Source organism: Vibrio sp. 10N.222.51.C5 (genome assembly GCF_041474575.1).
Lineage (GTDB): Bacteria > Pseudomonadota > Gammaproteobacteria > Enterobacterales > Vibrionaceae > Vibrio > Vibrio crassostreae_C.
In genome coordinates this window covers 63,566-77,654 of the sequence record NZ_JBFRUJ010000002.1, presented here as the reverse complement: position 1 = coordinate 77,654, position 14,089 = coordinate 63,566, and the positions used below count along the sequence as shown (strand labels likewise).

Annotated in this window: 13 protein-coding genes; 1 reads left to right on the top strand and 12 read right to left on the bottom strand. The window is 45.8% G+C overall.

What is annotated here, in order from left to right; all coding sequences use genetic code 11:
• Positions 1 to 132: 132 nt before the first annotated feature.
• Positions 133 to 1,173 (bottom strand): recombinase RecA, encoded by a 1,041-nt coding sequence (recA, locus tag AB4558_RS00415; protein ID WP_017056586.1) that lies wholly within the window; start codon positions 1,171 to 1,173, stop codon positions 133 to 135.
• 139 nt (positions 1,174 to 1,312) lie between these two features.
• A complete protein-coding gene (gene pncC, locus AB4558_RS00410) occupies positions 1,313 to 1,807 on the bottom strand; it encodes a nicotinamide-nucleotide amidase (protein WP_029235458.1) in 495 nt (164 codons plus the stop codon).
• Between the two features lie 124 nt (positions 1,808 to 1,931).
• On the opposite strand from pncC, the gene mutS reads away from it, so the two are divergent.
• Positions 1,932 to 4,493 carry a DNA mismatch repair protein MutS gene (gene mutS / locus AB4558_RS00405; protein WP_017059026.1) on the top strand — a complete coding sequence of 854 codons (2,562 nt, stop codon included), beginning with the start codon at positions 1,932 to 1,934 and terminating at the stop codon, positions 4,491 to 4,493.
• 140 nt (positions 4,494 to 4,633) lie between these two features.
• Here the strand turns inward: mutS and rpoS are convergent, their stop codons facing one another.
• The 10 genes from rpoS to AB4558_RS00355 all read right to left on the bottom strand — a co-directional run bounded on the left by rpoS (position 4,634) and on the right by AB4558_RS00355 (position 14,069).
• Positions 4,634 to 5,614 (bottom strand): RNA polymerase sigma factor RpoS, encoded by a 981-nt coding sequence (gene rpoS, locus AB4558_RS00400; protein ID WP_017059027.1) that lies wholly within the window; start codon positions 5,612 to 5,614, stop codon positions 4,634 to 4,636.
• Between the two features lie 98 nt (positions 5,615 to 5,712).
• On the bottom strand, positions 5,713 to 6,627 hold the full coding sequence (gene nlpD / locus AB4558_RS00395) for a murein hydrolase activator NlpD (RefSeq protein WP_017059028.1): 915 nt from the start codon (positions 6,625 to 6,627) through the stop codon (positions 5,713 to 5,715).
• A gap of 34 nt (positions 6,628 to 6,661) precedes the next feature.
• On the bottom strand, positions 6,662 to 7,288 hold the full coding sequence (locus AB4558_RS00390) for a protein-L-isoaspartate(D-aspartate) O-methyltransferase (protein WP_017059029.1): 627 nt from the start codon (positions 7,286 to 7,288) through the stop codon (positions 6,662 to 6,664).
• Positions 7,289 to 8,032: a 5'/3'-nucleotidase SurE gene (surE, locus tag AB4558_RS00385; protein WP_017059030.1), complete on the bottom strand. Its 744-nt coding sequence runs from the start codon at positions 8,030 to 8,032 to the stop codon at positions 7,289 to 7,291.
• Between the two features lie 81 nt (positions 8,033 to 8,113).
• Complete coding sequence (gene truD, locus AB4558_RS00380) at positions 8,114 to 9,160, bottom strand: tRNA pseudouridine(13) synthase TruD (protein WP_372074329.1); 1,047 nt, start codon at positions 9,158 to 9,160, stop codon at positions 8,114 to 8,116.
• Between the two features lie 22 nt (positions 9,161 to 9,182).
• Positions 9,183 to 9,662, bottom strand: a complete 480-nt coding sequence (gene ispF, locus AB4558_RS00375) for a 2-C-methyl-D-erythritol 2,4-cyclodiphosphate synthase (RefSeq protein WP_004739053.1) — start codon at positions 9,660 to 9,662, stop codon at positions 9,183 to 9,185.
• A 2-nt stretch (positions 9,663 to 9,664) separates the two neighbouring features.
• Complete coding sequence (gene ispD, locus AB4558_RS00370) at positions 9,665 to 10,366, bottom strand: 2-C-methyl-D-erythritol 4-phosphate cytidylyltransferase (protein ID WP_017059032.1); 702 nt, start codon at positions 10,364 to 10,366, stop codon at positions 9,665 to 9,667.
• The gene (gene ftsB, locus AB4558_RS00365; RefSeq protein WP_010435786.1) at positions 10,366 to 10,647 is read right to left on the bottom strand and encodes a cell division protein FtsB; all 282 of its coding nucleotides are present in this window, start codon (positions 10,645 to 10,647) and stop codon (positions 10,366 to 10,368) included. The genes ispD and ftsB overlap by 1 nt, the downstream gene beginning before the upstream one ends.
• 401 nt (positions 10,648 to 11,048) lie before the next feature.
• A complete protein-coding gene (gene eno / locus AB4558_RS00360; RefSeq protein ID WP_017059033.1) occupies positions 11,049 to 12,347 on the bottom strand; it encodes a phosphopyruvate hydratase in 1,299 nt (432 codons plus the stop codon).
• Positions 12,348 to 12,428: 81 nt separating this feature from the next.
• Positions 12,429 to 14,069 carry a CTP synthase gene (locus AB4558_RS00355; protein ID WP_017063214.1) on the bottom strand — a complete coding sequence of 547 codons (1,641 nt, stop codon included), beginning with the start codon at positions 14,067 to 14,069 and terminating at the stop codon, positions 12,429 to 12,431.
• Positions 14,070 to 14,089: the final 20 nt, after the last annotated feature.

Here is a 14,089-nt window from a genome sequence, read left to right as displayed (position 1 = left end):
CGGAAAGCCGCGATGAACCTGAAAAAAGCCAACAGCTGATGCTGTTGGCTTAGTAGAAATACTGTCAACGTATTTTAGGACGAGACACAAAGCGGATGCTTCTTTCAAACATCCACTCTATAAAACGTGAGCTTATAGCTCTTCGTTTTCTTCTTCTTTCTCTACGTCTTTCTCTTCAAGAACAGCAGGAGTCAGTAGTAACTCACGAAGTTTAGTATCGATCTCTAGAGCAACTTCTGGGTTTTCACGTAGGTATTTACCAGCGTTAGCTTTACCTTGGCCGATCTTATCGCCTTTGTAGCTGTACCAAGCGCCTGCTTTTTCTACTAGCTTATTCTTAACACCTAAGTCGATAAGCTCACCTTCGCGGTTGAAGCCTTTACCGTAAAGGATTTGAGTCTCAGCTTGTTTGAATGGTGCAGCAATCTTGTTCTTAACGACCTTGATACGAGTTTCGTTACCAACAACTTCATCACCATCTTTAATCGCACCAGTACGGCGAATATCAAGACGAACAGATGCGTAGAACTTAAGTGCGTTACCACCTGTTGTTGTTTCTGGGTTACCGAACATCACACCAATTTTCATACGAATTTGGTTAATGAAGATAGCCATACAGTTAGACTGCTTAAGGTTACCCGTCAGCTTACGCATTGCTTGAGAAAGCATACGAGCCTGAAGACCCATGTGGCTGTCGCCCATTTCGCCTTCGATTTCTGCTTTTGGTGTTAGGGCTGCTACTGAGTCAATAACAAGAACGTCGATTGCACCTGAACGAGCCAGTGCATCACAGATTTCCAGCGCTTGCTCACCAGTATCTGGTTGAGAAACAAGAAGTGCATCGATATCAACACCAAGCTTTTGAGCGTAGATAGGGTCTAGTGCGTGCTCCGCATCAACGAATGCACACGTCTTTCCCACTTTCTGTGCTGCAGCAATAAGCTCAAGCGTTAGCGTTGTTTTACCTGATGATTCTGGACCGTAAACTTCTACGATACGTCCCATCGGTAGGCCACCAGCACCTAGTGCGATATCTAGAGATAGAGAACCTGTAGAAATAGTTTCTACGTCCATTGTGCGGTTATCACCAAGACGCATGATAGAACCTTTACCAAATTGCTTTTCAATCTGACCAAGGGCTGCGGCTAACGCTTTTTGTTTATTCTCGTCCATTTCTATCTCCACATAATCGGTTGTCTCAACAAGCGATCTAGAATCTATTTCTAACCCACATAGGGGTGACTAATTGGCTTTCATTATACTGTTGATTCATACAGTGTCTATACCTGTATGAAAATAATTTGTACAAATGTTACTTACCTTCCATTGATAGGTAATCATAAATAACTTGCAGGGCATGGTGCGTGGCTTGTTGGCGTACTTGTGATCTGTCGCCTGTAAATACATGCGTTTCTACTTTATCCCAGCCATTTAGCGCTTTCCACGCGAAGCATACTGTACCAACAGGCTTATCTTCGGTCGCGCCACCTGGGCCAGCGATGCCACTGATTGATACAGAGATCGTCCCGTTTGAATGTTGCAATGCCCCGCTCGCCATTTCTATTACGACAGGCTCACTCACGGCGCCGAACTCCATTAAGGTTTTAAGCTGTACACCGATCATCTCTTGTTTGGCTTCATTGCTGTACGTAACAAAAGCGCGATCAAACCATCCAGAGCTGCCCGCAATATCGGTGACTGCACTCGCGACACCTCCGCCAGTGCAAGATTCAGCCGTCACTAACACGTGTTTGTGTTTAGCGAGTAAATGTCCAAGCTGCTCACTAAGGTCTTGAGTCATCTGCATCATCTGCTTCCCTTTATTTACTGTCATATCATTTGGATTCGCATCTTTTCGCATCAGCCGCTTTTCGCACGAAACGCTTTCACGTATCCTAAGCCGCAATAGAAATAAACGAAAGAAGTTAACTGTGAAAGCCGATCAAAAACATACTCCCATGATGCAGCAGTATCTAAAACTGAAAGCAGAAAACCCAGAAATTCTGCTGTTCTACCGCATGGGCGATTTCTACGAGCTTTTCTACGATGACGCTAAAAAAGCCTCTCAACTCCTCGATATTTCACTGACTAAGCGTGGCTCATCAAATGGTGAACCGATTCCGATGGCAGGTGTTCCATACCATGCGGTTGAAGGATACCTTGCAAAGTTAGTGCAACTTGGTGAGTCCGTAGCAATTTGTGAACAGATTGGTAATCCAGCACTTTCAAAAGGCCCTGTTGAGCGCGCAGTAGTGCGTATCGTGACACCGGGTACCGTAACCGACGAAGCCTTGCTTTCTGAACGCGTTGATAACCTAATTGCAGCCATTTATCACCACAACGGTAAATTCGGTTATGCGACACTTGATATTACCTCTGGCCGATTCCAACTTTGCGAGCCAGAAACAGAAGAAGCGATGGCCGCTGAGCTACAAAGAACCTCTCCGCGTGAGCTGCTGTTCCCTGAAGATTTCGAACCCGTCGATTTAATGGCAAGCCGTAATGGCAACCGCCGCCGCCCTGTATGGGAATTTGAATTAGACACCGCTAAGCAGCAATTGAATAAGCAGTTTGGTACTCGCGATCTGGTTGGCTTTGGCGTAGAAAGCGCGAAACTGGGTCTATGTGCGGCTGGTTGTTTGATCCAATACGTGAAAGATACCCAACGTACTGCCCTCCCTCATATCCGTTCACTCACGATGGATAAACAAGATCACTCGGTGATCCTTGATGCTGCAACTCGTCGTAATTTGGAGATCACGCAAAATCTTGGGGGTGGTACTGATAACACCCTTGCCGAAGTACTTGATCACACTGCGACAGCAATGGGTAGCCGTATGCTTAAGCGTTGGTTACATCAACCAATGCGCAATATATCTGCACTCGATCAGCGCTTAGATGCAATTGGTGAAATGAAAGATTTGGCTCTATTCACAGAACTACAGCCAACCTTAAAACAGATTGGTGATATCGAACGTATTCTCGCTCGATTAGCACTTCGCTCTGCTCGCCCTCGCGATATGGCGCGTCTTCGCCAAGCAATGGAATATTTGCCAGAGCTTGCTGAAACACTGACGCAACTGAAGCACCCATACCTAACTCAACTTGCTCAATATGCTTCTCCTGTGGATGAGGTTTCTGAGCTGCTTGAACGTGCAATCAAAGAGAACCCACCGGTGGTTATCCGTGACGGTGGTGTGATTGCAGAAGGCTACAATGCCGAGTTAGACGAATGGCGCGACCTTGCAGCAGGCGCAACTGAATTTCTTGATAAGCTTGAGCAAGAAGAGCGTGAACGTCATGGCATCGACACGCTAAAAGTTGGCTACAACAACGTACATGGTTTCTTCATTCAAGTAAGCCGTGGGCAAAGCCATCTTGTGCCGCCACACTATGTTCGTCGTCAAACGCTGAAAAATGCTGAGCGTTACATCATTCCTGAGCTAAAAGAGCACGAAGACAAAGTACTTAACTCTAAGTCGAAAGCACTCGCTATCGAGAAACAGCTGTGGGAAGAGTTGTTTGACTTACTACTGCCGTATCTAGAGCGCCTACAAAATATCGCCTCTTCAGTATCTCAGCTTGATGTTCTACAGAACTTGGCTGAGCGTGCAGATACCCTTGATTACTGTCGTCCAACCATGACAGAGTCTGCTGGCGTACAAATTCAGGCCGGTCGTCACCCTGTTGTTGAACAAGTGATGGACGAACCTTTCATTGCTAACCCTATCGACCTGAATGATCAACGTAAGATGCTGATCATCACGGGTCCCAACATGGGTGGTAAATCGACCTACATGCGCCAAACGGCACTCATCGCATTGATGGCTCATATCGGTTGTTATGTTCCTGCAGAAAGCGCAACCATCGGCTCTATCGACCGTATCTTTACGCGTATTGGCGCATCCGATGATTTGGCTTCTGGCCGTTCAACCTTCATGGTTGAGATGACAGAAACCGCAAATATCCTGCACAATGCAACACCAAACAGCCTTGTGCTAATGGATGAAATCGGTCGTGGTACCAGTACTTACGATGGCCTGTCTCTGGCTTGGGCAAGTGCAGAGTGGCTAGCCAATCAAATCAATGCGATGACACTGTTTGCAACGCACTACTTTGAGCTAACTGAACTACCTAACCAACTTCCAACTTTAGCAAACGTACACTTAGATGCGGTTGAGCATGGTGATAGCATTGCCTTTATGCACGCAGTTCAAGAAGGTGCTGCAAGTAAATCTTATGGTCTAGCGGTTGCAGGTTTAGCTGGCGTACCGAAAGCAGTGATCAAGAATGCTCGTGCGAAGCTGACTCAGTTAGAAGCGTTAAGTATGGAGTCGCCAACATCGAAGCCAAGCGGTGTCGATATCGCAAACCAACTGAGCCTGATCCCAGAACCGAGTGAAGTAGAGCAAGCGCTAGCGAATGTTGATCCTGATGATCTAACTCCTCGCCAAGCATTAGAAGAACTTTACCGCTTGAAGAAGCTGCTTTAGTTTCTTACCAAGTAGCTTGTTATGGCCGTACTGCTATTTTGATTAGACGGCATGAAATACCAAAGCCACAAACAAAAAAACGCTGACTTAAAGTCAGCGTTTTTATTTGTCTTCTATTTAGAGAAGCATCATCCGTTCAATTAGTCGTTTTCTACGTTGAACAGGTTTTCCATATTCAGACCTTGCTTGATAAGAATCTCACGTAGACGGCGAAGACCTTCAACTTGGATTTGACGAACACGTTCACGAGTCAGGCTGATTTCGCGGCCCACTTCTTCTAATGTTGACGGTTCATAACCCAGTAGTCCAAAGCGACGCGCAAGCACCTCTTTCTGCTTAGGATTCAGCTCATCAAGCCAGAAAATCAACGAGTTCTTGATATCGCTATCTTGAGTTGAAACCTCAGGATCTGAATTATTGATGTCTGGAATAATATCCAACAGCGCTTTCTCACCGTCACCACCAATTGGCGTATCAACAGAGCTCACTCTTTCGTTTAGACGAAGCATCTTGCTCACATCACCAACTGGCTTATCTAGCTTAGAAGCAATTTCTTCTGCCGTTGGTTCATGGTCAAGCTTTTGTGATAGCTCTCTTGCAGTACGTAGGTAGATGTTCAGCTCTTTCACAACATGGATTGGCAAACGGATAGTGCGAGTCTGATTCATTAACGCACGTTCAATGGTTTGACGAATCCACCATGTCGCGTAAGTTGAGAAGCGGAAGCCACGCTCTGGATCAAACTTCTCTACGGCGCGAATCAAACCTAGGTTGCCTTCTTCGATTAGATCGAGAAGTGCAAGGCCGCGGTTGCTATAACGACGTGAAATTTTTACCACTAAACGCAGGTTACTTTCGATCATGCGTTTACGTGCTGCTTCATCACCGCGTAGAGCTCGACGTGCATATAGCACTTCTTCTTCAGCGGTTAGTAGTGGTGAGAAACCAATTTCGCCTAAGTAGAGTTGAGTGGCATCTAAACTTTTAGACGTAACTTCAACTTCTTCTTTCGCTTCGGTTTTCTTAGTGACTGTTCGTTTTGCTTTTCCAAGAGCTTCCGGTTCCGTGGTTGCTTGGTCAAGATCGAACTCTTCTTTGGTTACTGCATTGCTTATACTCATAACGCCTCCCCCTGGCGAAATTAGCATGACATTACAACTTCATATGTCGCTAAATGACTATGTCACTCCATACAATACGTAATTTTTGCATATTGTATTTAAGGTAAATATCGTTTTGGATTAACGGACTTACCTTGGTAACGAATCTCAAAGTGCAGCCTAACACTGCTGGCTCCAGAGCTTCCCATTGTTGCAATCTTCTGCCCTGGTTTCACACTTTGCCCTTCAGATACTAATAGTCGGTCGTTGTGCGCGTATGCACTTAAGTAATTATCATTGTGCTTCACAATCACTAGATTGCCGTAGCCTCGTAGTGCATTACCCGAATAAACAACCGTTCCCCCTGCAGTAGATACTATTGGCTGACCTCGCTGTCCTGCTATGTCTATGCCTTTATTTCCTTGTTCGCCTACAGAGAAACTCTTGATTACTCTCCCTTTAGTTGGCCATAACCATTTGGATACTTTATCACTTGTTGGTTTGGTGGGCGGTGTAACATTCTGTTTACCTTTAGAACCAACATACTCCTTTGATTTGGATTGTTCAACCTTCTTTGGTGGATCTTTTTTCACCACTTTGGTGGTAGTTTGAGCTGGAGCCGGTTTAGAGTTTTTGCTCTTTTGTGGTGTGGTTTTCGGTTTACTTGCCGCAGATGACGTTGTGGATGCGGCGACAGGCGCAGCAACTGCTGCTGCCGCTACCGTTGACTTACCATACGCTGGCGCGTTGTAGCTAGGACGCCATAACTTAAGCTTCTGCCCTGGGTGGATAGTGTAAGGAGCAGACAACTTGTTATAACCGATGAGGTCTTTAACGTCTTTATTGGTGACATAAGCAATGAAGTAAAGGGTGTCGCCTTTTTTAACTTCATAGTAACTGCCACGATAACTACCACGATCAATCGATGAGTAATTCTTGTTTAGGTTTGAAACGGGCGCAGGCGAATTCGCTGCACACCCAACAAGGGCACAGCTAAGCAGTAAAGTACTTCCTTTTAACAACTTCGAACGCATCGACTCTCTATCCACCTACACCATTAGTCTTTTATTAAGCTAGCTCACCAGGAACAAGAGGTACAAATCTCACCATCTCGATAACACTCGATAAAAACTCATCGCCGTGTCGAACGATCTTCAATAGTTGCTGTTCGTCATCACCGACTGGAATCAGTAAACGACCGCCATCTTTCAGCTGTTGCAGAAGCGCTTGAGGAATCGACTCTGCAGCGGCGGTGACAATAATCGCATCAAAAGGGGCTTTTGAAGACCAACCTTGCCAACCATCACCGTGCTTAGTTGAGATATTGTAGAAATCGAGTTGCTTCAACCTACGCTTGGCATCCCATTGTAGCGACTTTATTCTTTCAACCGAATACACATGATCAACAAGTTGAGCCAATACCGCAGTTTGGTAACCAGAACCCGTTCCGATCTCCAAGACACGGCTATCTTGTTGTAATTCAAGTAGCTCTGTCATTTTAGCAACAATGTATGGCTGTGAGATTGTCTGACCCTGACCGATAGGCAGCGCATTATTATCATAGGCTTGGTGATACATCGCCTGTGATAAAAAGCTCTCTCTCGGCAGTTGGTAAATCGCATCAAGAACCTTTTGATCCTGAATACCATTTTCAATCAGGAAAGTAATTAAACGCTCAGCTTGCGGATTACTCACTTACTTCTCCCCTAACCATGTTGCCATCGCACCCAACGACTCATGCGCCGTCAGATCAACCTGCAACGGTGTTACCGACACAAAGCCATGCTCAATCGCGTAAAAATCGGTACCTTCACCGGCATCTTGCTCTTTACCCGGAGGGCCAAGCCAATAGATATCGTGACCACGCGGGTCTTTTTGCTTGATCATATCTTCAGCGTGATGACGAGCACCTAAGCGCGTCACCTGAGTACCAGACAATTGTTCTAAGGCTAAATCAGGAACGTTTACGTTCAACAAGCGGTTGGTCGGGATTGGGTTTGCTAAATGTTGTTCGACAATACGACGAGCAATCGCTGCCGCTGTCTTAAAATGTTTTTTTCCCACCAGAGAAAACGCTACCGATTGAACGCCTAGAAAATGCCCTTCCATTGCTGCAGCCACCGTGCCGGAATAAAGCACGTCATCACCCAGGTTAGCACCGTGATTAATGCCCGTTAATACCAGATCAGGCATGTCATTCTTTAGCAGTTCGTTTAACGCAAAATGCACACAGTCGGTCGGTGTTCCTTGTACCGAATAGGTATTTTCAGTAATCTCTTGAACACGCAGAGGCTGTTCTAAAGTTAATGAATTTGACGCACCCGAGCGATTACGGTCAGGGGCAACAATGATAACGTCAGCAAGATCACGTAGCTCATTTGCCAGCTCATGAATACCTTGAGCGTGCACACCATCATCATTGCTGAGTAAAATCTTCATCTTGTATCCTTTCTTTTGTTCCCATGCTAAGCCAAGTCACTTAAATTCCAATATCAAGTGACTCAGCTCCAAGCAGAATCGTTATTGCTCGTAGGTTCTCTCTACGTGTACTTCTTCAACCAACTCTCGAACGATAGCGGTTGCGAAACAACCTGCGTCTAGAGAGAACTTAAGAGTGACATTATCTTCGTTCACTTCCCAAGTTAAATCGGTTGGTTTTAACGATGCTTCACGACGGTCATGCCGCATGCGGTTACCGCGAATCAGCGCCATTAGGTCAGGTTCAGAATCAAGATGTTTTTGCTCTAACGCTTGAGACTCATCAGTCGTTGGCAAAGTATTATCGCCAGCCAAAGCAACAGTAACCCATGCAGCGCCATTCGCGATGTCTTGGTTTACTGCTTCGATATTGTCCGCAGTTACCGCCAGTTGAGCGCCGTCTTTCATGACAATATCGCCAACCAATGCCGATGCAAACGCATCTTGCTCAATACGGTCCGACAGGATCAGGTTGTAAATCCACGAGCGAGCCGCAGAAAGGTACAAGCTGCGCTTATTCTGGTTACGAGTACGAACGTTATCACGGCCCCAACGACGAGCTTCAGATAAGTTGTTACCTTCATTACCAAAACGCTGAGCACCGAAGTAATTTGGCACACCGACTTGAGCGACTTTTTCCAAACGTTTTACGACATCATCACAGTCTGTTACTTCAGACAAAGTCAGCTCGAATTGGTTGCCAACTAAATCACCCGGACGTAACTTTTTGTTGTGTCTTGCTGTCGCCAAGATCTCAATGCTTGGGTACTGTGCTAAGAACCCTGAAAAGTCAGGCTCACCTTTTGGTAGGTGTACACTCAACCACTGCTCTGTCACAGCGTGGCGGTCTTTCAAACCCGCCCAGCTCACGTCTTTCGACTTAACACCGCAAGCTTTAGCCAGCTCGTTTGCTACGAAGCTCGTGTTTTCACCAGTTTTACGAATACGAACCATTAGGTGCTCGCCTTCACCAGCAAACTCAAAACCCAAGTCTTCATTAACGACAAAGTGTTCGGCTTTTGCTTTTAGTTTTGCTTTCGCAGTTGGTTTACCGTTTAGATAAGCCAATGAAGATAAAATATCTGACATGCTGTTCTTTTCGTGTTGGTGCTTACGCACTTTTAGTAATTAGGACCACCGCTTCACATGCGATGCCCTCTTTGCGACCTGTAAAACCTAAACGCTCAGTGGTCGTCGCTTTTACATTCACATTGCTAATGCTGGTTTCTAGGTCTTGAGCAATAGCTTGGCACATAGAGTCTATATGAGGCGCCATCTTTGGAGCTTGCGCCATGATAGTAATATCGGCATTACCAATCACGTAACCTTGTTCTTTTACTCGACGGTAAACATCTTTCAGTAGCTCACGGCTATCCGCACCTTTCCATTCGTCATCGGTATCAGGGAAATGACGACCAATATCACCCGCAGCAATCGCACCCAATAGAGCGTCACACAACGCATGAAGGGCAACATCACCGTCTGAGTGTGCAATAAGACCTTGCTCGTAAGGGATGCTTACACCACCAATAATTACCGGGCCTTCACCACCAAACTTATGTACATCAAAGCCATGGCCAATACGAATCATCATTATTCCTTATTCTGACTTAAATAGAACTCAGCAAGCGCTAAATCTTCAGGCTGAGTAATCTTAAAATTATCTGAACGCCCCGCCACTAAAGCGGGCGATAAACCTTTCCATTCAAAGGCTGAGGCTTCGTCAGTAATTGAAGCGCCTTGTTGCAACGCCTCACTTAATGCCTTCCACAGAGGCTTTGCTCTGAACATTTGCGGCGTAAGTGCATGCCATAAATCGGCACGCTCAACGGTATGCTCGATCTGCCCTTGGGCACCGCGCTTCATCGTGTCACGAACTGGAGCCGCTAAAATAGCGCCCACATCATGGCTCATCGCGCCGGAAATTAGCTTGTCGATATCACTTAGCTGAACACACGGCCTTGCCGCATCGTGAACCATTACCCAATCACTAAGCTGCTGCTCAGCGATATAGTTTAGCGCAGAGAGTACAGAGTCCGCTCGCTCGCTTCCGCCTGACACTCTGATCACTTGCGGGTTCAGGTTGAGTGCTAGATCAGGGTAGTATGGGTCATCATCGCTGATCGCAACGACAATTTGAGCGACTTGTGGGTGAGACAGTAATTTCTCAATGGTGTGCTCTAAAATTGTTTTGTCGTGAATCTTGAGATATTGCTTAGGGCGGTCTGCCTTCATTCGGCTACCGACGCCCGCCGCAGGTACAACGGCAATCACGCTTTGAAGTTGAGTCGACATTAATGGGATTCCTCACCAATGATGCGATAAAACGTTTCACCTTCTTTGACCATTCCAAGTTCATGACGTGCGCGTTCTTCTATCGCGTCTAAGCCTTGGCGTAGATCGTCAATTTCAGCAAACATTTCTGCATTTCGAATATGCAGCTTTTCATTTACTTGCTGTTGAACTTGGATTTCGTTGTTCACACCGTAGTAATCAGAGATACCATTTTTACCGAGCCACAGTGTGTGTTGTAGCCAGCCAAACACTATGAGCAGTACTAAAGCAAAAATTCGCATAACACCTTTCGCCGGTTGAAAAAGAAGGAACTAGAATAAGGCACATATATACCATAATGAGCTTATTGGTGCGAGATATGTGGTGTCAGGGAATCAATAAGTCGGGGAGTCATTGTCAGGAAAACAATGAGATTCCCTACTCCTTCCTTCGTCAGTCTAGGGAATGACGAACTTTATATGTGACAAGGAGGAGCTTTAGAGCCTAGAGCTTCTTTCATTCAGTTTTCTACAGACAAAAAAATGCCCCGCATAAGCGAGGCATTCAAAAGTATTAGTGCATAATTCTAACTAGTTGGTGCTGTAGCAAGGCAACAAAGAAGATTCAGCTATGGAGCATAGTTTCCTATGTGACTTAGTGAATCTTCTGCAGTTAACGCAGCTACAGTGCCAAATAGGACGAATTATTGACCTTTAACTTCTTTAAGACCGTTGTAAGGAGCTTTAGAACCTAGAGCTTCTTCGATACGGATAAGTTGGTTGTACTTAGCAACACGGTCAGAACGGCTCATAGAACCAGTTTTGATTTGACCTGCAGCTGTACCTACCGCTAGATCAGCGATAGTTGCATCTTCAGTTTCGCCAGAACGGTGAGAGATTACTGCAGTGTAGCCAGCGTCTTTAGCCATCTTGATAGCAGCTAGAGTCTCTGTTAGAGAACCGATTTGGTTGAACTTGATAAGGATAGAGTTAGCTACGCCTTTCTCGATACCTTCAGCAAGAATCTTAGTGTTTGTAACGAACAGATCGTCACCAACGATTTGAAGCTTGTCGCCTAGAAGTTCAGTTTGGTGCTTGAAGCCATCCCAATCTGACTCGTCAAGACCGTCTTCGATAGAAACGATTGGGAAGTTGTTCGCTAGCTCAGCTAGGTAGTGGTTGAACTCTTCAGAAGTGAAAGTTTTACCTTCGCCCTTCATGTTGTAGATGCCAGCTTCTTTGTCGAAGAACTCAGATGCTGCACAGTCCATAGCAAGAGTAACGTCTTTACCTAGTTCGTAACCAGCAGCTGCAACAGCTTCTGCGATAACTTCTAGAGCTTCAGCGTTAGACTTAAGGTTAGGAGCGAAACCACCTTCATCACCAACTGCAGTGCTGTAGCCTTTAGACTTAAGAACTTTAGCTAGGTTGTGGAATACTTCAGCGCCGATACGTAGACCTTCTTTAAGAGTTTTAGCGCCAACTGGTTGGATCATGAACTCTTGGATGTCAACGTTGTTATCTGCGTGCTCACCACCGTTGATGATGTTCATCATTGGTAGAGGCATAGAGAACTGACCAGCAGTACCGTTTAGCTCAGCGATGTGCTCGTATAGAGGCATGCCTTTCGCAGCAGCAGCAGCTTTTGCGTTAGCTAGAGATACAGCTAGGATAGCGTTCGCGCCGAACTTAGACTTGTTATCAGTACCGTCTAGGTCAAGCATGATTTGGTCAACGTCAGCTTGTGCTTTAGCGTCAGTACCAACTAGAGCTTCAGCGATTGGGCCGTTTACAGCTTCAATAGCTTTAAGAACACCTTTACCTAGGAAACGTGATTTGTCGCCGTCACGTAGCTCAAGAGCTTCGCGAGAACCAGTAGATGCGCCAGATGGAGCAGCAGCCATACCTACGAAACCGCCTTCTAGGTGTACTTCAGCTTCTACAGTTGGGTTACCACGTGAATCGATGATTTCACGACCTAGAACTTTAACGATCTTAGACATTGAATGTTTCCTTCTCGTTGAATATATAAATGTCAAATTTAAAGGTAGCAGCACAACTTACGCAGCTACCTGTATTCCTTTTTACTTCTCTAACTCGCCGCGCTGGAACTCACCAGCCGCTTTAACGAAACCTGCAAACAATGGGTGACCATCGCGAGGTGTTGAAGTGAACTCTGGGTGGAATTGAGCAGCAACGAACCATGGGTGGTTCGGGTTCTCAATAACTTCAACCAGTTTCTTGTCCGCAGATAGACCCGATACTTTTAGGCCCGCTTTTTCGATTTGTGGACGAAGATTGTTGTTCACTTCGTAACGGTGACGGTGACGTTCATGGATCGTCGCGCTACCGTATAATTCGTAAGCTTTCGTCCCTTTCGCTAGGTGACAAAGCTGTGAACCAAGACGCATTGTGCCGCCAAGGTCAGATGTTTCTGTACGCTCTTCAACTTTACCTTCGCCATCAGTCCACTCAGTGATAAGACCAACAACTGGGTACTTAGTTTCAGTACAGAATTCAGAAGAGTGTGCCCCTTCCATTTTCGCAACGTTACGAGCGTACTCGATAAGTGCTACTTGCATACCTAGACAGATACCTAAGTACGGTACTTTGTTTTCACGAGCGTATTGAGCAGCAAGAATCTTACCTTCAACACCACGGTCACCAAAGCCACCAGGAACTAGGATTGCATCTAGGCCTTCTAAAACTTCTACGCCACGAGACTCAACGTCTTGTGAATCTACGTATTTAATATTAACGCTTAGGCGATTTTTCAAGCCCGCGTGTTTTAGCGCTTCATTTACTGATTTGTATGCGTCTGGTAGTTCAATGTACTTACCAACCATACCAATCGTCACTTCACCCGTTGGGTTAGCTTCTTCGTAAATTACTTGTTCCCATTCAGACAGGTCTGCTTCTGGAGCTGTGATGCCGAAACGCTTACATACAAGTTCATCAGTACCTTGAGCTTTAATAAGCTGAGGGATCTTGTAGATAGAGTCAACATCGCGCATAGAAATAACTGCATTTTCTTGCACATTACAGAACAGAGCAATTTTCTTACGCTCGTTCGAAGGAATGTTGCGGTCTGAACGACAAACTAGGATGTCTGGCTGAATACCAATAGACAGTAGCTCTTTTACAGAGTGTTGCGTTGGCTTAGTTTTCACTTCGCCCGCAGCTGCTAGGTATGGCACTAGAGTAAGGTGCATGAACATTGCGCGTTCACGGCCTAGTTCTACTGCTAGCTGACGAATCGCTTCCATGAATGGTAGAGATTCGATATCACCAACCGTACCACCAACTTCAACGATCGCGATATCGTGGCCAGCTGCGCCAGAAATTACACGCTCTTTGATAGAGTTAGTGATGTGTGGGATAACCTGAATAGTTGCACCTAGGTAATCACCGCGACGCTCTTTAGCGAGTACGTCTGAGTAAACACGACCTGCAGTGAAGTTGTTACGCTTAGTCATCTTGGTGCGAATGAATCGCTCATAGTGACCAAGGTCAAGGTCTGTTTCAGCGCCATCTTCCGTAACGAACACTTCACCGTGCTGAGTCGGGCTCATAGTGCCTGGATCAACGTTGATGTAAGGGTCAAGCTTCATCATAGTCACTTTAAGACCACGAGCTTCTAAAATAGCCGCAAGAGATGCTGCAGCAATACCTTTACCTAGAGAGGATACAACCCCGCCAGTAACAAAAATGTAATTTGTCGTCATGTTTAACCTGAAATTGGTTG